14 protein-coding genes are annotated in these 21,257 nt (G+C 48.2%); 5 read left to right on the forward strand and 9 right to left on the reverse strand.

All coding sequences use genetic code 11. From position 1 onward, the window contains the following. Position 1: 1 nt before the first annotated feature. Positions 2-601 carry a response regulator transcription factor gene (locus MH144_RS06560; protein WP_095287524.1) on the forward strand — a complete coding sequence of 200 codons (600 nt, stop codon included), beginning with the start codon at positions 2-4 and terminating at the stop codon, positions 599-601. 84 nt (positions 602-685) lie between these two features. Here the strand turns inward: MH144_RS06560 and MH144_RS06565 are convergent, their stop codons facing one another. The 7 genes from MH144_RS06565 to MH144_RS06595 form a co-directional block, all read right to left on the reverse strand. Continuing rightward, complete coding sequence (locus tag MH144_RS06565) at positions 686-1,594, reverse strand: hypothetical protein (protein ID WP_239298546.1); 909 nt, start codon at positions 1,592-1,594, stop codon at positions 686-688. Between the two features lie 72 nt (positions 1,595-1,666). Then, a complete protein-coding gene (locus MH144_RS06570; RefSeq protein WP_239298548.1) occupies positions 1,667-2,407 on the reverse strand; it encodes a polysaccharide deacetylase family protein in 741 nt (246 codons plus the stop codon). 396 nt (positions 2,408-2,803) lie between these two features. After that, entirely contained in the window at positions 2,804-3,307 is a 504-nt protein-coding gene (locus MH144_RS06575) for a ferritin (RefSeq protein WP_095287527.1), read from the reverse strand. A 191-nt stretch (positions 3,308-3,498) separates the two neighbouring features. Next, positions 3,499-3,618: a hypothetical protein gene (locus MH144_RS06580; protein WP_017688846.1), complete on the reverse strand. Its 120-nt coding sequence runs from the start codon at positions 3,616-3,618 to the stop codon at positions 3,499-3,501. A 93-nt stretch (positions 3,619-3,711) separates the two neighbouring features. Continuing rightward, positions 3,712-3,969 carry a YolD-like family protein gene (locus tag MH144_RS06585; RefSeq protein ID WP_239298550.1) on the reverse strand — a complete coding sequence of 86 codons (258 nt, stop codon included), beginning with the start codon at positions 3,967-3,969 and terminating at the stop codon, positions 3,712-3,714. 155 nt (positions 3,970-4,124) lie between these two features. Then, positions 4,125-5,816, reverse strand: a complete 1,692-nt coding sequence (locus MH144_RS06590) for a COG1361 family protein (protein WP_239298552.1) — start codon at positions 5,814-5,816, stop codon at positions 4,125-4,127. After that, positions 5,813-12,532 (reverse strand): DUF7507 domain-containing protein, encoded by a 6,720-nt coding sequence (locus tag MH144_RS06595; RefSeq protein ID WP_239298554.1) that lies wholly within the window; start codon positions 12,530-12,532, stop codon positions 5,813-5,815. Before MH144_RS06595 ends, MH144_RS06590 begins: the two co-directional genes overlap by 4 nt. A gap of 220 nt (positions 12,533-12,752) precedes the next feature. Here MH144_RS06595 and MH144_RS06600 point away from each other — a divergent pair, with 220 nt between their 5' ends. Beyond that, positions 12,753-13,877, forward strand: a complete 1,125-nt coding sequence (locus MH144_RS06600) for a GGDEF domain-containing protein (protein ID WP_239298556.1) — start codon at positions 12,753-12,755, stop codon at positions 13,875-13,877. Between the two features lie 85 nt (positions 13,878-13,962). Here MH144_RS06600 and MH144_RS06605 read toward each other — a convergent pair whose 3' ends face one another. Both MH144_RS06605 and MH144_RS06610 read right to left on the reverse strand, forming a co-directional pair. After that, positions 13,963-14,484 carry a hypothetical protein gene (locus MH144_RS06605; RefSeq protein ID WP_239298558.1) on the reverse strand — a complete coding sequence of 174 codons (522 nt, stop codon included), beginning with the start codon at positions 14,482-14,484 and terminating at the stop codon, positions 13,963-13,965. Between the two features lie 27 nt (positions 14,485-14,511). Continuing rightward, positions 14,512-16,176: a diguanylate cyclase domain-containing protein gene (locus tag MH144_RS06610; protein ID WP_239298560.1), complete on the reverse strand. Its 1,665-nt coding sequence runs from the start codon at positions 16,174-16,176 to the stop codon at positions 14,512-14,514. 318 nt (positions 16,177-16,494) lie between these two features. Here MH144_RS06610 and MH144_RS06615 point away from each other — a divergent pair, with 318 nt between their 5' ends. Genes MH144_RS06615 through MH144_RS06625 form a run of 3 tightly spaced genes read left to right on the forward strand, consistent with a single transcriptional unit; the run spans position 16,495 to position 21,257 of the window. Next, on the forward strand, positions 16,495-19,446 hold the full coding sequence (locus tag MH144_RS06615; protein ID WP_239298562.1) for a Na+/H+ antiporter subunit A: 2,952 nt from the start codon (positions 16,495-16,497) through the stop codon (positions 19,444-19,446). Between the two features lies 1 nt (position 19,447). Next, on the forward strand, positions 19,448-19,786 hold the full coding sequence (locus MH144_RS06620) for a Na(+)/H(+) antiporter subunit C (protein WP_239298565.1): 339 nt from the start codon (positions 19,448-19,450) through the stop codon (positions 19,784-19,786). Beyond that, positions 19,779-21,257, forward strand: coding sequence for a Na+/H+ antiporter subunit D (locus MH144_RS06625; RefSeq protein ID WP_239298567.1), 1,479 nt, complete (start codon positions 19,779-19,781; stop codon positions 21,255-21,257). Before MH144_RS06620 ends, MH144_RS06625 begins: the two co-directional genes overlap by 8 nt.

A 21,257-nucleotide genomic window follows, 5' to 3' on the forward strand; every position in this document is an offset into this window, starting at 1 on the left:
CATGATCAGAATCGTCATCGCCGAAGACCAACGCATGATGCTGGGTGCCCTCTCCTCCCTGCTTAATTTGGAAGAAGACATGGAAGTGGTTGGCCGGGCAAGCAACGGGCAGGAGGCTCTCGAACTCGTCCAGCAGCATGCACCGGATATATGCCTAATGGACATTGAAATGCCTATCAAAAGTGGGCTGGAAGCTGCAGAGGAATTGAAAGGAATGAACTGCAAGGTTATTATCTTAACAACCTTTGCTCGGACAGGATATTTCGAACGTGCACTAAAAGGCGGGGTGAGAGGTTACCTGTTAAAGGATAGTCCGATTGAGGAATTGGCTGAAGCCATACGCCAGGTCATGAATGGACGACGGATCTTCGCCCCTGATCTGGTTGACGAGGCCTATGTAGAAGAGAATCCACTTACGGAGCGAGAAAATGCTGTTCTCGGCCTCATGGCTGATGGTAAAAATACGAAGGAAATTGCCAAACACCTCTTTATTACGACCGGCACGGTCCGCAACTATATCTCCATCATTTTGAACAAATTAAATGCAAGCAATCGGATTGAAGCCATCACCCGTTCCAAAGAAAAGGGCTGGTTCAAATGAAAGTACCGCTTCAACCCATTACGACACAAATAATAGCTTGGTCAGGAGCTTCCACTCCCAGCCAAGCTATTTTATTTACGTATATTATTTGACCGATGCAACCATACCTAATGCGTCATTCGGCACCTGGTTCGTTTGCAGCTGATGGATCTGCTTGCCTTCCTGCCATGAGATCGTGACATTCACCGTTTTCCCGCCACTCGGATATTCCACGTTGACGAAGCCTTTGTCCTTCGGAGCAGGCAGTGTATGTGATTCCAGGTACTCGACCATTTTCTTGGCAATCCCCGGGTTGTTCATGTTATCTTCGGAAACCGATCGAATTTGCAAGGTCCATCTGCCTTCCTTCCAGGTTAGATACTGACTCCCTGCTGCACCTTCGGCCATGCCTTTGATTCCATGTCCAAGATTAACTGACATTTCATCGGGTATGTTGCCCAGATCGGTATCCGGGAAAATCCCTGTACTAGCCGGGTCCTTATAGGTCTTCACTTCATAGGATGCGAGCACATCCGGTGCTTGTTTTGAAGACGTCAACGAAGCATCATTGACCGGAATGGACTGATCCACGGAATAGAAATTCACTTTGAATGCATCTGACGAATTGGCAGGAATGGCTGCTGCCAGATGTTTTCCTTTATCCAGAGCGAATGAAGTTGGCAGCACGGCATTCTTCATCTTCAACTGGCTGCGAATTTCCTGAATGACATCGCTCATGCTGGGCTGCCCTTGTGTACCAGTTGTTTCACCTGCGGATGTACCGGCACCCTCTGAGCTATTCTCATTATTGGCTGAGCCTGCTGCCGTGTTGTTTCCTTCTGAAGTGTTCGAAAAATCGGCCCCACCGCTCCCGGATTGAGTTTGCTCTCCTGAAGTCGAGGTGGGCGTATTGCTTGCCTGTGACGTATTGTTATCCTGCCCCCCACAACCTGCAAGCGCAAGTAACACAGCAGTGGTAACAGGAATGATGACCCAACGTTTTTGCTTTTTCATGATGATAACCTCCTTGATGTCTTTAATTCCAGTGATTACGTTTCAGTAAAAGTTGCATAAAGTGTAACAAGATTAACGTTTATCGTTCCAGAAGTTAACCGGCTGTACTTTTTTGGTCAATACTTTGAACTGGTACCCTTCTGCTTTCAATGTTTTCAACAATTGCGGAAGTACCTTTAATGTCGCTTCCTGATCATGCATCAGTACAACCGGTGTTGTACCACTCTTTTGCACGTTGTGAATCTGTTTCATCATACTGTTGTATACCTTTTGGTGATCTTTCTTGTATTTCCAATCCTCGGAATCCACATTCCAATCCCAGAGATGGAATCCACCCTGAGCAAGTAACACATTACGGTATGACGACTTGAGATAAGGCTTACTGCCGTATGGTGTACGAACAAGACTTGTTTTCACCCCGGCAACTTTGTTCAGTGTCACATTCGCCTGCTGCATTTCCTTCAGTCCGCTATATGCCGATTGATAAAATTTGCTAGGAACGTGTGTCACGCCATGAAGACCCAAACCGTGCCCGTCTGCAACAATACGTTTTGTTGCTTTCTGATATTGCTGCATTTGTGGCCCGAGCATGAAGAATGTCGCTTTGGCATCATACTGATCCAGGATATCCAGAAGTTGTCCGGTGTGGGCTGTAGGCCCATCATCAAACGTAAGATATATGATCTTCGCATTCGCTTTTGCTCCAGCAGATTTGGAAGCACTTGGCTTCGCGGAAACCGACTGAGGCAAAAGGAGTGGAATCATAAGTAAGATGGCGAGTGCAGCAATAAATGATTTGCGAATATGTAACATAAATATAAATCTCCCTTGTGTCTCGTATTTCCCCGGGTGTCTACGAATCTCTCATTGCATCCCTTGGCGATAATCCTAATACTAACAAAAAGGACATGCCTCGTTCTCGCTTCAAATGCTACGTTCGAGTTACACTTTTGTCAGATTAGCCAATGAAATAAAACGAAATTGATAGATTTGCAGTGAAAATCATGCCCGTCAGGATAGATCATTTTTGACATATGTTTCATTAACCTATTTTGAATGATCTGATAGATTCAGATTAGAAGTTGTTTCTTCTTTGGTCCATTTAGAACAAAAAAACACAGCAAAAAAGCCTGCACAAGGCAGGCTCTTCATATGTAGAACGGTATACTCCATTCACATGGAATACGTGTGACTATTGTGAACTCGCTATTACTCTGCAGGAGCGGTGAATGAACGTTTACCGAACTCAGCGTCAAGCATGTAGAAGGCATTGCTGTCTTTTTCAATACGACGCAGCTTCTGAATGATGCTGTCAAACAACGCTTCTTCCTCTACCTGCTCATCAATGAACCATTTCAGGAAATACATTGTGGCATGCTCGCGTTCATTCAAGGCAAGGTCAGCCAGGTTGTAGAATTTTTTTGTGTTTTGCTGTTCATGTGCGTATCCGTGCTCGAACACATCCAGCATGGAAGTATACTCATTTTTCGGTTCCGGCAAAGCTTCCAGCGTCGCGCGTTGTCCGCGATCATTCAGGAACTTGTATATTTTCATGCCATGGAATCGTTCTTCTTCAGCCTGTACAATGAAGAAATTCGCGAAGCCGTCCAGACTTTCACTGGAACAGTATGCTGCCATCGCGAGGTATACATGGGCAGAATAAAATTCAAAGTTCATCTGTTGGTTCAATGCTTGTGTTAGCTCTTTACTCATGTTCGACACACCTCATGCTTTCTCTAGGAATGGTCCTATTCTATCATAATGAACGTTCGACTGAAATGGATTATCTACCTAATCGGCTAATGAACGTTTAATGACCTTTATATGAGATATGCAACGAGTCAAAAGAAAAAGAAAGCTCTGCCGGCATGGCAGAGCTCTCTTCATTCATTTGGAGAAATGAATTATACCAAGAACGCTTTGGAGATGATAACCAACAGGATGAACAGAACCAGAATGGCACCTACAGAAGTGAAACCTCCGTATCCGTAGCCTCTCGTTTCTCCACCTAATACTTCGCTCATTGACCGTACCTCCTCTGCAACAGGTATGGGATATCTTATGCAGGAAGAACGGGTTTGACCGGGCGAATGCCCTATTATTTAAAATTGCACTTCTTAATAACGGGGAGATTCCACCCGCATAATATCGAGGAAAGGTACTTTTGCCATGAACTCCTCTTCGGTGTGTTCTACATGTACCAGCCGAGTGCGGGAATCCAGCTTAACAATAACCCCTTGTACCTGCTCTTCCTTCCCCCATACCGTCAACAGTACTTCCGAACGCTCATGAAACGCTTCAACTAATTGATTCCCCAACTCTTCCAGCTCAAATTCATCCCGGGTAGGTCTTTTTGCAACTTTTGTTTTTGCCAATGTGGAGCCTCCTCTACAGCTAATCCGACGTCCCGATTCCACGGGTTGTTTGCCGAGGGCATATTCAATTAGTATACCATTCATTTGCGTTCGTGTAATGTCATGACAGTCATTTGGAGCAAATTTTCCAATTCAACACTTTAAGCTGATTGACCCTATTCTTCACGGTATTCGATAACAATCGTGTACTCGTTCGATCGAGCTTCACCGCTTCGTCTCTGTCCGTTCAGTTCATAGGTATACAGGGCAGTCAGGAAACCATTCAGCGTTCCCGTCTCCTCTGGAGATAGCTGCGCTACATAGGAGATATTTTTCTCCGCACCCGGGGCCAGTTCTCCCAGATGCAGATACCTCGGCGAAGAGTATTCGGGTATGTTCCATTGAACCTGACCTTCCGCCTGACCGCGCCATTTGGCTCCCGTTGGAAGAACGCCTGTCAATTGTACACGTGCAGACAGGGAACCTGTATTCTCGACCCGGACCTGAAAAACAACGGATCCTCCCTGCTCGACTAAATTGGGGTTCACTTCAACGTGAACCTTGATCATCGGGCTTTTCAGGTAAACCGTTGCTTCGTTGGAAGCGGCCATGCGCTGCACCGTTCGTGAATCCGGCATGCGATACGTATACAAGAGCCGCGCCTGGTTAACCAGCTCGAATGGGTCAGACCTCGCAGTCACGTGTTCATTAATTCTTGCTTCAAATTGAATGTTGATGACAGATCGTGCAGTCAATGTCCCCAGGCTAACTCCTTTGACCGGATTGGCCCCAGGCCGCTTGACTCCATTCCAGCTGAGGCTCCCTTCCACAAAAGTCATGCCAGCTGGCAATGAATCCGATACCTTGGCATCCACCGCATAATTGCTTTCATTCGCAATGGTAATGTCATATCGTATGGTGTCATCGACTGAGGCAACTACCGGATGCACCCTTTTCTGAATCGAAATAAAAGGCTGAATGACTTCAAGGGTAACTTCGTTTGAATAAACGATCTCCTGCTTGCCAGCAGAAGTATACTCCAGCACCGCCTGAGTTGGAATACTTTCAGCATCTCTTACCGAAACAACCTGGACCCGATATTGAATACGTATTGAACTTCCGGGCTCAATATCACCGATCTCTATGCCAGAATCCGGAGTCATCTGGGGGGCGAACATTCCATTGATCACAACACTTGCGGGAATAAACACAAGGCCCGGGGACAAAGCGATGGTAACCCTGGCACCTGTAGCTGTCAAAAACCCCGGATTGCTCACAATAACACTGTACAAAACAATATCGCCTGAAAAGGTCTGGATATGATCCGTCTGAAGGGACACCTCCAAACGGGATGAGGCCAGAGTGACCTCAACCGTATTGGAAAATTCTCGGCCTGTAACTGTCCTGCCTTCTGGAGTTAGAAATTCATAGTCTACCTGCGCCTGATTGAGCAGCTTCAATGTCGGAGGTAATCGCACGATGGAAACTTGAAAGTGATAGCGCAGTGTAGCTCCCGGCGTAACCTCTGCAGGAGGCAGCCCAAGCTGAGGTGAAGCACCGGGTAATGGAATTCCATCACGAAGTACACTATTCGGAAGCAGTGACGTTTCTTCCGAGAGCGGATCCACTACGTACACGATGGCGGTTCGGTTACCGGTATTCGTAATCTCAATCTGGTAAGTTAGCGACTGTCCCAGTGCAGCAACAGTGACATTGGCTTCTTTTCTCACTTCAAGCTTGGGTCCAACCCATGGTGTAACAACGGTATTAGAGTAGGCCACCTGTTCCAGTTCAGTCGTACCCGAGCTGAATCGAACCAGTGACTGATTCTGTAGCCAGTGGGACAACGGACCGGAAGTTTGGCTCATATCACCACGACCTCTACTCTGAATGTCACGGTAACCGAAGCACCAGCAGCAATCGAGCCGAGCGTTATTCCCGTATTTGGATTGCCGGTTGGTCTTGCCACTCCATCTACCGTTACACTTCCCGGTACAAACACCGTTCCTACCGGTACAGGGTCAACCATGACCACATTATTGACCACTTCTATACCAGCGTTTGTAACAACAACCGTATAAGTTATTACATCACCGACAACAGCATCAATGGCGTCTGTACTTTTGACAACAGTCACATTAGGTGCAGATACTGGAATCACAAGGACGTTGGAAGACACCGTACCCGTCAACTGACGGCCATCCGGCGGACTGAACGTATAATTGGCCACGGCCTGATTCACCAGCTGCTGATTCTGCGGCAGTGAATCCACAGTAACCTCAAGGGTGACGGTCACATTAACAGATCCCCCTGGCGGTATGGTACCTACAACAATGCCTGTTTCCGGGTTGGCTCCTGGCTGCGGAACACCATCAATCAATACACTGTTCGGAAGAAGCACAGCCCCATCCGGAATATTATCTGTCAATGTCAGATTGGCAGCCAGATTTCCACTGTTGTTAATGGAGAAAGAGTAGACAATGGTATCACCAATTGTTGCATTGGACGTACTTGCGGTTTTGGTTACAGCGATAATTGGTTGATAAATCGGTGTTACCACGATATTCGAGTATGAAGCACCCGAGAAGACACCCGATGTGAAACTTACGGCAGACTGACTGCTCACAACAGGTGGTGTAGGCAGCGTATTGACTCGCACTGCATAGGATATTGCTGCTGAGGCTCCTGGAGCCAGTGTTCCAATGGCGATGCCCAGCGCTGGGTTAGCCGATGTACGCGGAACACCGTCCACCAGGACACTTCCGGCGACAAATGTGGTGGCTGGATCGATGGGATCGGTTAACACCACATTGTTAACGGGATCTATCCCGTTATTGGTTACAACCATTTGGTATACGATCGTGTCGCCAACCACTGCATCTACCGCCGTTGTTGTCTTCGTTACGCTCACATCCGGAGCTGATACCTGAATGATAAGGGAATTGGATGTTAGACTGCCTCCCAATGTTCTTCCGTCTGGCAGCGTATACGTAAAAGTTGCAGAAGCCTGATTCGTAATGGATTGACTCAATGGAAGTGTGACAATGACAACTGAGAACATGACCATGGTTGTTGTTGAAACGACGCCCAGCGGAATTCCCGAAGCCGGATCGGCACCCGGTACAGATGCACCATTGACGATAACGCTATTGGGTACAAGTTCGGTTCCAGCAGGGATCGTATCGGTCAATGTAATGGAGGCTCCGTAGTTCCCGGCATTGGAGATGGCGATGCTGTACACAACGGTATCCCCTACCGTGGCTATCGCCTGATCTCCTGTTTTGACCGCAGTCAGAATCGGCTGGAACACCGGTGTTGTGACCGTATTGGAGAAAGTGGTGGCTGAGAACGCCCCTGATGTAAAGCTGACCGTGGATTGATTGTTCAAAACCGCACTTGCAGGGAGAGCTGTAACCTGCACACTAAAAACAACGGTCACGGTAGCACCAGGTGCGATGGAACCAATGGTAATTCCCGTTGAGGGGTTAGCACCAGGACGGAGAACCCCATCCACAAATACGCCGGTCGGTGCAAGAACGGTGCTTGCCGGAATCGGGTCCGTGAAGACTACATTATTGACCGTCGCAATTCCGTTATTTGTCACTGCTACGCTGTATGTCACAATATCACCAACGGATACCGCTGTTGATGTCGTGGATTTCACCACATCTACATCCGGAGCCGACACGGTAATGGTAAGTACATTGGACAGAACAGAGCCTGTAATCGTCCGACCGTCCGGCAATATGAAGGACAGAGCGACCGAAGCCTGATTCACCAGCTGCTGCGGAGACGGCAAGGTATCAATAACCACGGAAAAGGTAATGGTTGTTGTCGCACCGGCAGCGACAGTGCCTGCCGAAATGCCTGTGGCTGGATTGGCGGCTGGCAGTGGCTGGCCATTCACAATGACACTGTTCGGAACGAGAATGGTTCCCGCCGGGATATTGTCCGTCAAGTTAATCTGGGCCCCATAGTTACCCGTGTTGGAGACAGTGACCGTGTAGCTAACGGTATCACCTACGGTAGCGTTCTGTGTGCTTGCCGTCTTGGTTGCAGAGAGAATGGGCTGGAACACCGGCGTGACCACTGTATTGGAAAACGTCGTACTTGAGAATGCCCCTGAAGTGAAACTTACTGTGGATCGATTACTCAGCTGGCCGCTTGGCGGTATCGCATCCACCCGAATGCTGAAAGTTACGGTTGCGGACGTTCCTGGAGCAAGTGTGCCGAGTGATATACCTCCTGCCGGGTTGGCTGCAGGTTGTGCCACGCCATTCACCGTCACACTGCCTGTGACAAAGGAGGCTCCGGCAGGAATCGGATCCGAAAACTGAATATTATTTACCGGTGCTATACCGCTGTTCGTTACTTGAATGGAGTAAGTGACGGTATCACCTACGGCAGCCGCAGTTGAAGGTGTACTCTTAACAACGGCAACGTTTGGAGATGAGACCGGAAACGTCAGTGTATTGGAAGTGGCTGTTCCTGTTAGCGTTCGTCCGTCAGGAGGTGTAAAGGTAAAGGAAGACGTAGCAAAGTTGCTGAGCTGCTGTGGAGACGGAAGTGTATCCACGACAACAGCGAACGTGACAACCGCTGTTGCCCCAGCAGCAACAATGCCTACCGGAATACCCGTTCCCGGCGTCGCTCCAGGCTGTGGCACACCTGATACCACAACACTGTTGGCTACAAAAGAAGTCGCAGCAGGAATCGTATCTGTGACGGTAACATTGGCCTGTAAATTGCCCGTGTTGCTTACAGTCACCGTGTATACAACCGTATCACCAACGGTGGCATTAACTGTATTGGCCGTTTTGACGAGTGAAATCTGCGGTTGGATAACCGGAGTCTGTGTCGTATTGGACGATGATGACCCCGAAAATGAACCGGATGTGAAGCTGACCGTCGACTGGTTATTAATCTGCGAAGGGATCGGCATGGTAATCGTCACCTCAAAAGTTACGGTAACCTCAGCTCCTGGAGCCAAAGTACCGATTGGAATGCCGGCGGTCGGATTGGAGAGCGGGAATGAAGTCCCGTTCACAATGACGCTTCCGGGTACAAATGGGGTATTCGGAGGAAGAGGGTTGACATATACCACATTGTTAACTGCTACGGTTCCGTTGTTGCGGATAACAGATGTGTATCTGATGACATCCCCGACTACGCCGTACTCTACATTGTCACTGTTAACAATCGTTACATTGGGCAGAGAGACAGGAATCGAGATGGTGTTGGATGACGAGAATCCGGCAATCGTTCTTCCACTTGGAAGTGTGTAGGAGAATGAAGCGACCGCCTGGTTAGTCAACTGTCTTGAATCTGGCAAGCTCGTGACCGTTGCGACAAAAGTAACCGTTGTGCTTGAGTTAGCTGCAATGGATCCCAAACTAATCCCTGTTGCCGGACTTACACCAGGTGTAGGGACCCCATTAATAATGACACTGTTCGTACTGAAAACAGCTCCAGCAGGAATAGGATCCGTCAAGGTAACCGAGGCCGCAATGTTACCTGTGTTGTTAATCTGAATGCTGTAATTAAAGGTATCCCCCACCGTCAAGTTGGTTGTACTTGCTGATTTCACCACTTGGATGACGGGCTGAAATATAGGTGTACTAACCGTGATCGATGATGAGACCCCATTAAAACTGCCTGACGTAAATGCTGCGCTAGCACGGTTCGTTACTGTTCCTGTGGAAGGAACAGATGTAACTCTGGTCTGGTATGTCACGGTGACACTGCTTGAGCTGTTCAAAGTTCCGATAGCAATGCCCGAGACCGGACTTGCACTTCCAGCAGCTGTTCCATTAATGGTGACACTGCCTGGCACAAACTCCGAGCCGGTCGGCGTATCCGAGATCACCAGATTTTGGACCGCACTAACTCCCGCATTGGTTGCAATAACGGTATAGGTAAGAATGTCACCTACAGTCGCATCTGGTGTATTTACGGTTTTGCTAATTGAGATGTTGGGGGCAGATGCAGGTATGCGAACAATATTCGACTGACTGGCGCCTGAGAGATTACGTCCGCTCGGAAGCTGGTACGTATAAGTTGCAGTACCCTGATTCTCCAGGGTCGGCGGAGATGGAAGTGTACTCAGTGTAGCGCGGAACACTACCGTTGCCGTGGCTCCTGGCGAAAGACTGCCCAGCGTTATTCCGGTTAGTGGGCTGGTTCCCGGACGCGCAGTACCATTCACCGTTACGGAATTCGGAACAAACGTCAGTCCAGCAGGAATGGTATCGGTTACCGTAACTTGAGCTGCTATGTTTCCGCTGTTTGTCACCACCAGTGTATAAGCAAGCTGATCTCCCAGCGTCGCATTCGTTTGACTCGCCGACTTGTTGATCGCAATGATTGGCTGGTACACCGGAGTAGTAATCGAATTGGAGTTGGATATGCCCGTAAATGCACCTGAACTATAGGACACAGAAGCCCGATTAAGCAGAGAACCTGATGCGGGTAAGGATTGAACCGTAACCTGAAAGGTCACCGTCGCGGAACTTCCGGCAGTCAATGTTCCAACAGATATGCCACTGTTCGGATTAGCCGATGCTACGACGGCTCCCCTTACGGTCACACTACCTGGAACAAAAGTGGTTCCTGCAGGGAGAGAATCCGTAAGAATCACATTGTTAATCGGCTGAATGCCGCCGTTCGTGGTAACCACGGTGTAGGTGAAAGTCTCCCCTACGGCTACATCACTGACGGAAGCGGATTTAACCGCGGTTACATTGGGTAATGTCACCGGTATTGTCAAGGTGTTCGATGCTACTGTTCCTGTTATGGTCCGTCCGTCAGGCGAGTTGAAGGAATATGAAGCGGTAGCCTGATCCACAAGGGTTGGCGGTGTAGGCAAGCTTGTGACGAGCACTTGAAAGGTGACAGTATTCGCGCTGCCTGCAGCAAGACTTCCCAAATTCACACCAGTTGCCGGATTGGCACCTGCTATTACGTTTCCGTTCAGGCGGAAGCTGCCGGCTACATACGAACTACCACTTGGAATGTTATCCGTCAATGTGACGTTAGCCGCAACATTCCCTCCGTTGTTTACCTGAAGCGTGTACGTTACCGTGTCACCTACCGTGGCGTTGGTGGTACTCCCTGACTTCACAATGGACAGGTTCGGTGAATATACAGGAAGTGTGGAGCTGTTGGAGGGAATTACGCCTGTTATGGTCGGACCTCCTGCCACACTCTGAAACGTAAAAGCCGCATTGGCCGAATTCACAAGCTGCAAGATGCTTGCATCCTGTCCGATAAGTGCCCGGTAGGTTACAACAATACTGCTGGACAGGGCTAATGAACCCAGCGGAATGCCTGCGGTTATATCCAGTGTTGGACGGGATACACCTGCAACTGTGACGCTCCCAGGAATAAAAGTTAGTCCAGCAGGCAACGAGTCTGATAGCACTACACTGGCGGCGCTGGCCGTACCTGCGTTGGCAACCGTAACCGTATAGAGAATACTATCCCCTGCTACCGCACCGGTGGCCGTTGATCCCTTCGATACGGTAATTCTTGGTGCATTAATATCAACCTGAATGGCATTGCCGTTAACGATGTATGCATCTCCGGATGTTGTTAACGTCAACACGGCTGAAGATTGATTGTTGATCAGTCTGGCTGACACATCCACATTGGTTATGTCCCAGCCCTGTCGTCCGCCAGAAATGTTAGAGCCTGGTGCACCGTTGATCTGGTTCCGGGTTCCAAAGGTTCCTGTCGTGTTGAGTGCTCCGGTGTCTCCGTTAATTTGGGATGCAAAAAAGTTGGCTGCCAGGTTGTTAGGCCCCGACAAAGCAACCGAAGTCGCCGACGTTGGTCCAAATAACGCCTGGTCTCCGGTGCGATTCGCGTCACCTTCCTGCGCACTGAACAGCGCTCTTCCTCCGAGCGTGCCAGAGATCGGAGTCGCAAATCCTGTCAGTGTGGTAACCACCGGTGCTGAAGTCGATTGGACAAGTACTCCGCCAGCCCGCAGTGACATGTTACGGAATGGCAGGTTCGGATTTTGATAAATAACTCCTAGTGTCCAGCCTGCATGGTTGGCCGTGGCATCATTGTTGATAACGATCGTTCCCACAACCGCTCCGGTGATATATGTACCCGCTCCCCCACTTTGTACAAGCGACGTAACATTGGCAGAACGCACATATCCGGCGGCGCCGTTCCCCAGATCGAATTGATTGTATGTCGCCGGGTCAGGAGTAACGCTGGATGTTCCTGCTGGGGTGATAAACGTGACCGGATTGTTAATGGCTGCACTCAGGTTCACATTGCCATTAATATAACTTCCGCCCCAGATCAATTCTGCGTATAGAACTGTACTGCCCGCAGGAAGGACGAGTATCGCAGCTGAGCTGTTGCTCTGATACAAGCTTGTCGTACCTGCTGGATATGTCCCAAAAGTCAAGGCCGTATTGGTCGTCGTGAATGCCCCGATACTGTCCTGTGTTCCTGGCACCCCTGCCGTATCAGAACGACTCAAACCAAGTGTATTACCTGTAAACGTAATTGCTCCCGTAGCGTTGACGGTTGAACGAACGACAAGAGGAATAGAGATCACCTCCTTCATCAAGGATTGTAATCATCGTATGAGACGGAGCCTTGTATCAGTCTATGAGGTTCATTCCGAAATTTGTTTGTCCCTGTGAAAAGTTTCTGCTTCGTTCTGCGTATATGTCACTTTGTTTCCACCCATTTAATTGACATTTGCGTTTTGCACAATCTGTTTTATAATCAACTAATACGAGAGTCATTCTGTCGTACCATTATGATGCAGTCAGCGGTGATATATGAAGAGTTTGTCTACACATAGCAACCATATTCCAACAGAATATGAATTCAAGCATTCCAAATGGATCAAAAAAATGCTTCATGCTTATTGGGTTGTTGTAATCACACATTTCGTTGTTCAGATCGGCTGTTTCCTATTCCTGGATTATGATCGCACTCCTGAGGATTTTATCATTCATGTTCTAATCTGGCCCACAGCCTCAGGCATTGCTTCCATTTTGATTGCCAGTTGGATTGATCAGCGCTTCAGTGCCTTTTCGTTCTATGCCATGTCAGCGGCCAGCACAGTTGTTGCCTGGACGATCATTCATGTCAATTATGACATTCGAATTATTCAAGCGATCAGCCTGCTGCCCATCTTCACTTCGGTTTTGTTTTTTAGCAGAAAACGGGTCTGGACCGCATGTTTGATGCAAACGACGGGTTATGTTTTGGTTTTGTTTGATTCAGGATATCGTTCCTATCTGACTTCCTTTGACATGGTTTCCATCCCAGCCTTTCTCGTTGTCGGTACATATGTAGCTCAGGTCATTGTCACAAGTGGTGTTGAAGTACTGGATGATCTCAAGGACAGCATGTTAGCCAAGCAGGAACTGATTGTACGAAATGCCATTATGACCAAGCAATCCAAAACAGATGGGCTTACCAATTTGTATAATCAGAGCTCATTCAAAGACTATTACGATAAAGCATATGAGTATGCCAAGAGCGGTATGAGCCTTCATTTGGCACTAATTGATATTGATGATTTCAAATCAATTAATGACACCTATGGACATCGGGTGGGTGATATCATTCTGGAGAAAGTTTCGCATGTCATCCAGGAGAACATCACTTCAAGCGATATTGCAGCCCGTTATGGCGGTGAAGAATTCGCATTGCTTATGTTTGAACAGTCTTTCGATCAGGCTTACGCGCTCGTGGAACAGATTCGTCAGAAAATAGCCCTGATGGGCCATTTGGAACTGGAGGGGAATTCCATCACCGTAAGTGTGGGACTCAAAAGTTTCAATGCCCGGCTGACCAAAGAAAAGCTGTTTGAAGAGGTGGATGCCTGTCTATACGCTGCCAAACGGACAGGTAAAAACAAAACCGTGACTTCCCTTGACCTAGTTGAGGTTTAGTGAATACAAGAGACATAAAAAAAAGTTGTACCGCAAACCGAATTCGGTTGTGCAGTACAACTTTTTTACATCTAGAATATTCGTCTTACTCGGCCCATTCCCAACGGTGAGCATATTGCTCCAACTTGGGATGAAGCGTACCCGGCTGGCCATCGATAAGGAGACGCAGTTTCGTAATCCAGTCCTTGAACGAGTCGAACGATGCAAATAAATTCGCCATTTCAGAAGTGAGATACAGAAAATGAGGTGCCGGATATTCAGCAGTCAGATGACGCAGAGCCGAATCAATCGGCGTGTACTTCTTCCTCTTGCCTTCCAGTCCCTCCACCTTAATGCGGAACTCGGAATGATCTCGCTTCCACTCATGCAGGCGGTCCTCTCTTCTATAGTACGGCTGCACTCCATCCTTGCTCATGCGCTTGACGGTGCTCTCGTGCAGCGGATAGAGTACCAACTGTGTAAAAGCGCGTGTATCCGAAGTGGATGCCGCATGTTCAAGTTGTTCATTGGTCACATGCTCGAATGAATCGTAGAAAATCAGTGTACCTTTCCGGCTTGCTGCAGGCGGTTCGTAACCGTATGGAACCGTTGTATAATTTCCAGACATGATCTTCCTCCAGTCCGTTATAAATGCTTATTTGTTATGGGTATCCTGCTCAGTCTGATCTTTGTTCAAATCCACATAGAATGTCATTTTATTCTTGCCCGAACGCTTCGATTCATACAAGGCTTCATCAGCCATACGGATAATTTCACTCGGATTGCCGCTGTTTGTCGGATACTCGGCACCGCCGATGCTGCATCCAATGTGGATCAGCTCATATTCAATGATAAAGGGTTTATTCAAGCTCTGGATAATCTCATCCGCATATGCTCGTGCCTCTTCTTTGGGATTAGCCCCAATGGAACGGAGCACGATGAGAAATTCATCACCGCCCAAACGAACTGTTATTCCTTTGTCGTGGCTGAGGGCCATCAGACGCTGGGCCACTTTTTGGAGCAGGACGTCTCCGGTTTGGTGTCCGAGGGTATCATTCACACTTTTGAATCCATCCAAATCCAGATAGAGGAAAGTCAATGTATGATCCGTACTCTCCGTCTCAAGTGATTCCTCCAGATAAACTTCAAGCGCTGTCCGGTTCGGCAAACCTGTCAGTTGGTCGTAATGGGCCAAATTCTGCATAAAAACCAGTTCCGAGTCTTTATTGGTAAGTGCGGTTAGCATGCCCCTGAGCGAGCGACATAACACTTCGATCTCCTTAATCCCCCTGTTTTCCGGAATCTGTACCTCATTACCTGCACGAAGTTGGTCTGCCACTTTAGTTAATCGTGTAATTGGCGAAGAGATTAGGCGAGAAACCAACCATCCAATGAGCGCAAATAATACGGTAACTGCAAGCCCCGCCCAAACGTTGAACCATAACATATCGGATACGGAAGCAAAAGCCGTTGATTTGAGCTGGCGAACGACAACAGTCCAGCCGAGACCGGGATAATCCAGATGACCCTGGCTGTATGCGAGTCCGGTAACATATTCCTTACCGTCAGCCCACTTCTCTATGGACCAACTCGTCTTGTTGGTCTCTGCTGCTTCCATCCCGGACAACTTCAATGGTTTTCCAACCCATTCCTCAGGACCAAGCAGCACCGTATGCTCTCTCTTGCTTACAATGAACATCTCAATGTCCTTTTCCCGGTATTTCAAAGGCTCAAGAACGCCTTTCTCCACTTCTTTAGCCCATTCCCAGCTTAAATGCGCAGCCAGTACGCCAGCAATCTCACCATTTTTATATTTCAAGGGAAAACTGATATCGACAAATTGCAGTGGTTCTCCTGTAGGGTTTGGAAGCAGCTTGGCTAGAAGCACTGCGTTATGTACGTCTCCAATAAACTTACCCTTGATTCCTTCCTGATACACAGGTCGTTCAGACAAATCTTCACCGCGCAATATGCCGTCCGTTGAGGCTAGTACTTTTCCTTTTGGATCCATGAATCCAACCCAGGAGAATGAGGGAAAGCTATTCTGTAGCTGATTCAGCAGCATCTGAATATCAGCAGGTTCGAAGCGGTCTTCGAGGGCAGCCATCTGGCCAAGTAGATCCAGTTCTCCGGAACGCGCCCACATGAAGCGATCCAACTTGTCTGTTGTTTGAGAAGCCGTGCTGGTCAAGGAATGACCGATCTCGGTTTCAACAGCGACCGCTGATTTTTGACTGAAAATATAACCGATCGTTAATGTCACCAGCAAGGACAATATGGCGAAGGTCACGGTAAGTATCGTTCTGAGTTTGTAAGACATGTTGGCCTCCAATAATCGGTGAAACCATTTTGCTTTTTCAACACGAAACATGCTGTAAAGGGCACACGGGATGTCACCTATTCGTTTTCATCTTTATCGGAAATAATGACCTGTTTTATTATACATGCTTTTGCATTATTCGGTTCAAGTTGCTCCGTCAAACAACCGTGTTTCTTCCATTCAAAGAATAGTCACGATTCTGTATATACATACTTGGGTTATGAATATAGAGAGCAAGCATATCATCCAATGATGAGATGATGATTCAGCATGTCTGTCGTACAGAGAGAACTTCAACTAGAAATTGGGGGTGTAATATTGAGCCTGCTTCATCTTGCTGTTATTTTCCCTTTTGCCATGGGGATTTTGCTTACGATGCTGAACCGCTTTTTCCGTAGAATACATATGGGGTGGCCAGTTCTTATTGTTCCGGCAGTTTTGTTCGGTTATTTTGCAAGCCTCATACCTTCCGTGTCTCAGCGAAATATGATATCCGGTTATGTGCCCTGGATTCCGTCACTTGACATTGGATTTAATCTATATCTGGATGGCTTAAGCCTGCTGTTGACACTACTTATTACCGGGATCGGAGTTCTGGTGGTGTTTTACTCCATTTACTACATGGACAAAAAAGAGGATTTGAACCGCTTCTACCTGTATTTGCTCATGTTTATGGGGGCCATGCTGGGGGTTGTACTGTCCGATAACATGATTGTATTGTACGGATTCTGGGAACTTACAAGTATCACGTCATTCTTGCTAATCGCCTTTCATTACAAACGCAAGGCTTCCACTTCAGGCGCACAAAAGTCGTTTTTGATTACCGTGTTTGGCGGGTTCGCCATGTTAGCGGGATTCATGATGATGTATTTGATGACTGGAACGTTTAGTATCCGTGCAACCATTACGGAATGGGGACAGATTCAGGATAGTGCATTGTTTTTGCCTGCACTGGTGCTGATTCTGATCGGGGCATTTACCAAATCCGCGCAATTCCCGTTCCACATCTGGCTGCCGGATGCGATGGAGGCTCCAACACCCGTCAGTGCATATCTGCATTCGGCCACGATGGTTAAGGCCGGTTTATACGTTATAGCCCGCTTCACTCCCATTTTTGGAGGAGAGGGAACCTGGTTCTGGCTGGTCACTGGCGTAGGTCTCCTGACCTTGTGTTATGGATCGTTCCTTGCTGTGAAAAAGAACGACCTTAAGGCAATTCTCGCTTATTCCACCATCTCGCAGCTTGGATTAATCATGTCCCTGCTCGGTGTCGGTTCTGCTGCACTCTACTTCGGTTATGGCGATTCCTCTGCCGTTTATACGGTTGCAATTACAGCAGCCCTGCTTCATCTCTTCAATCACGCAACTTTCAAGGCAGCGCTGTTTATGGTCGTTGGCATTGTTGATCATGAAACGGGTACACGCGATATTCGGAAGCTCGGAGGGCTGGCTTCCTTTATGCCCATCACGTTCACTGTAGCGCTTGTAGGAGCACTTGCCATGGCAGGCATTCCGCCTTTCAACGGTTTCTTAAGTAAAGAGCTGTTCTTCCAAGCCATGGTTGAAGTGACACATCTGCGCATCTTCGGACTTGGTTCATGGAGTATCCTATTGCCTGTACTCGCTTGGCTCGCCAGTGTATTTACTTTAATCTATGCGCTGATCATCGTGTTCAAAACGTTCCTCGGTAACCGCCGCACGGAGCTTCCGGCGGAGAAGCTGCATGAAGCTCCGGTGGGTATGCTGATTCCTCCGGTCATCCTCGGTGTACTTGTCATTACTTTCGGACTCTTCCCGGATCTGCTGGCTGGATCGCTTATTAAGCCGGCGATGGCCTCCGTGCTTCCAGCGCTACTTGAGGGGAACGAGCATTTTGACGTTCACTTCTCCTTATGGCACGGAATCACACCGGAATTAATCATGACCATCGGTGTTATTATTCTTGGTATCACGTTGTATAAACTGTTACCTCGCTGGAGAAATGTATATGAACATTACCCGCAAGGCCTGACCATTAACAATATCTATCATGTCGTGCTGGATAATGTGCAGCATTATGCTCGCAAATGGACAGAAGCTTACATGAACGGATCTGTCCGCAATTATCTGGTGTACATCTTCTCGTTCACCGTTGCACTGCTCGGATATGCCTTTTTCCGTTCAGGCGAAAATATTACCTGGAATTTCAAGGGGCATGCTCCCTTCTCATTCTATGAAGCAGTCCTGCTTGTCGCTCTGATTGCTGCTGCAGTCTCCATTCCTTTTGCGAAAAATAGACTCTCTGCGGTCATTATGACTGGTGCTGTCGGGTATCTGGTCACTCTGCTATTTGTATTGTTCCGTGCACCCGATCTGGCATTGACCCAGATGATTGTGGAGACCGTATCGGTTGCGCTGTTCCTGCTGTGCTTCTACCATCTGCCTGAGCTTCAACGTGGGCGGTCCAGCCGCAGGTATCTCAGCGTGAACATGATTGTCGCTATTGCGGTGGGGATCGTAATGACCTTCGTAGCTCTTGCCGCAAGTGGAACAGCTTCACTGGAGAGCATCTCCAATTTCTTCATTCAGGAGAGCTATGACCTTGCAGGCGGCAAGAACGTCGTCAATGTACTGCTCGTAGACTTCCGCGGATTTGATACGATACTGGAAATTATGGTGCTGGGAGTAGCCTCACTATCCATCTATTCCATGATTAATCTGAATCTTGAAGCCAAGGATCTCGGAGCACGATTGAAATTCCGCAAAAAAGAAGAAACCAAAGATAACGATAATCTGGATGAAGAAGCGGATAATACGAAAAAATATGGCAATCAGGAACGCAGCTCATCTACCTGGGATACCGTTCCCTTACAGAGTAACGATGTGCTGCTGCAAACAACAACCAAAGTGGTCGTGTTTATCATTCTGACCTTTGCGCTGCATTTGTTCTTCGCAGGACATCATAACCCAGGCGGCGGTTTCATCGGCGGATTGGTCACGGCTGCTGCACTGGTCCTGATTGCTCTTGCGTTCAGTACGGATACGGTACGCAAGGCGCTGCCAATCGATTTTCGTACGTTAACGGCTGTTGGATTGGCTATTGCCCTGTTGACAGGGGCAGGTTCCTTTTTATTCGGAGCTCCCTTCCTCAGCCAGACCTTCGGATATTTCGAACTTCCTTTGCTGGGAGAGACAGAGCTTGCTACCGCGATGCTGTTTGATCTCGGCGTATATATCGCTGTCCTTGGCGTCACCATGACCATCATTCTACAGATCGGGGAGGATCGCTGATATGGAAATATTGATGTGCGTTGCCGTTGGTATACTGTTTGCCGTCGCCGTCTTTTTAATCTTGTCACGGAGCCTGCTCCGAATCGTATTAGGTATGTCCATTCTCACGCATGGGGTGCATCTGCTGCTGATTACGATGTCTCGCCTTAAAACAGGTGCCCCTCCCTTGCTGGGAGAAAAGGCAGGTAGCTATGTCGATCCGCTGCCTCAAGCGCTGATTCTGACTTCCATTGTCATCAATTTCGGGCTAACCGCTTTCTTCTTTGTTCTGTCCTATCGCTCTTATCTAAAATTGAGAACAGACGACATGGAAGAAGTAAGGGGGCGTCCATATGAATAATCTTGTGGTTCTGCCTTTGCTGCTGCCGCTGATCACAGGTGTGATTACCATACTGTTTTTCCGCAAAGTCCGCATTCAGCGCATCGTCAGTGTCATGGGGACGCTGTTGACTGCCGCTGCCTCAACCGTATTAATTACACAGGTTGCCAGTTCGGGCGTACAGACCCTTAATATGGGCGGCTGGGCCCCGCCTTACGGTATCGTTCTGGTAGCTGATATGGTATCTGCGTTGCTCGTTGTGGCTGCTTCCATCATTGCTCTAGCATGTCTGCTGTATGCTTTTCGAAGCATCAACAAAGAGAGGGAAGAACATCATTTTTACGTCTTCTTTCACTTTCTCATTGCAGGCGTGAACGGTTCTTTTCTGACAGGCGACCTGTTTAACCTCTTTGTCTGTTTTGAACTGATGCTGATCTCTTCCTATGCGCTAATTGTGCTGGGAGGAACGGAAAGACAGCTTCGCGAAACGATTAAGTATGTTCTGATCAACATTGTTTCTTCCGCCTTATTCGTCGCCTCCATCGGCTTCCTCTATTCGATAACAGGCACACTGAATATGGCGGACTTGTCCAATCGGATTGCCGAAGTGGGTCAGAGTGGTGTAGTTACCCTGATTGCTGTCCTGTTTCTCATTGTGTTCAGCATCAAAGCCGGCCTGTTTCTCTTCTTCTGGCTGTCAGGCTCCTATGCAGCTCCCCCTGCAGTAGTAACGGCATTGTTTGCCGGATTGCTGACCAAAGTAGGGCTATATGCGATTGTGCGCACATTCACACTCATTTTTTATCATGATCCGGATTTCTTCAATGCACTAATTGGTTGGATGGCTGGCGCAACCATGATCCTCGGGGTCATTGGCGCCATCTCCTATCGTGACGTGAACAAAATTTTGGTCTATAACGTGGTTGCAGGTGTCGGGTTTGTGGCATTCGGCATGGCTGCTGCAAGTCGTCAGGCACTGGAAGGCCTACTCTTCTATATGCTACATGACATGTTGATCAAAACGCTGCTCTTCTTGCTGGGAGGTGCCCTGATTGCCGTTGCGGGCACGTCTAAACTTGAAAACATGGGGGGATTGCTCCAACGCTATCCGCTGTTAGGATGGATGTTCTTCATCAGTGCACTTGCACTGGCTGGTATTCCTCCATTCAGTGGTTTCCCGGGTAAGCTGCTGCTCTTCGAGGGTGGTTTGCAGGCCGGTCTATATGGTCTTACGGGAATTGCGGTGCTCTCCAGTCTGCTGATGCTGTACTCGGTCCTGCGTATTTTCATTCAGGCCTTCTGGGGCGAACCTCCAGCAGGCATCGTTAGACGACCTTACGCTGTAAACGGACTTTTAATCCCTGCCGGCATCCTGTTCATATTTATTATCGTCATGGGCTTGGGGGCTGAAGGAATGTTTCAGCTAACCTCCCGCGCAGGCGACATTCTACTGCATCCCAATATTTATATTGATGCAGTATTGAAGGAGTAG

Source organism: Paenibacillus sp. ACRRY, from assembly GCF_022346995.1.
Classification (GTDB): Bacteria; Bacillota; Bacilli; order Paenibacillales; family Paenibacillaceae; genus Paenibacillus.

Excerpts from the sequence above, each read along its gene's own strand:
- MH144_RS06560 (WP_095287524.1), top strand. The coding sequence starts at position 2 with ATGATCAGAATCGTCATCGCCGAAGACCAACGCATGATGCTGGGTGCC.
- MH144_RS06565 (WP_239298546.1), bottom strand. The coding sequence starts at position 1,594 with ATGAAAAAGCAAAAACGTTGGGTCATCATTCCTGTTACCACTGCTGTG.
- MH144_RS06570 (WP_239298548.1), bottom strand. The coding sequence starts at position 2,407 with ATGTTACATATTCGCAAATCATTTATTGCTGCACTCGCCATCTTACTT.
- MH144_RS06575 (WP_095287527.1), bottom strand. The coding sequence starts at position 3,307 with ATGAGTAAAGAGCTAACACAAGCATTGAACCAACAGATGAACTTTGAA.
- MH144_RS06580 (WP_017688846.1), bottom strand. The coding sequence starts at position 3,618 with ATGAGCGAAGTATTAGGTGGAGAAACGAGAGGCTACGGATACGGAGGT.
- MH144_RS06590 (WP_239298552.1), bottom strand. The coding sequence starts at position 5,816 with ATGAGCCAAACTTCCGGTCCGTTGTCCCACTGGCTACAGAATCAGTCA.
- MH144_RS06595 (WP_239298554.1), bottom strand. The coding sequence starts at position 12,532 with ATGAAGGAGGTGATCTCTATTCCTCTTGTCGTTCGTTCAACCGTCAAC.
- MH144_RS06600 (WP_239298556.1), top strand. The coding sequence starts at position 12,753 with ATGAAGAGTTTGTCTACACATAGCAACCATATTCCAACAGAATATGAA.
- MH144_RS06605 (WP_239298558.1), bottom strand. The coding sequence starts at position 14,484 with ATGTCTGGAAATTATACAACGGTTCCATACGGTTACGAACCGCCTGCA.
- MH144_RS06610 (WP_239298560.1), bottom strand. The coding sequence starts at position 16,176 with ATGTCTTACAAACTCAGAACGATACTTACCGTGACCTTCGCCATATTG.
- MH144_RS06620 (WP_239298565.1), top strand. The coding sequence starts at position 19,448 with ATGGAAATATTGATGTGCGTTGCCGTTGGTATACTGTTTGCCGTCGCC.
- MH144_RS06625 (WP_239298567.1), top strand. The coding sequence starts at position 19,779 with ATGAATAATCTTGTGGTTCTGCCTTTGCTGCTGCCGCTGATCACAGGT.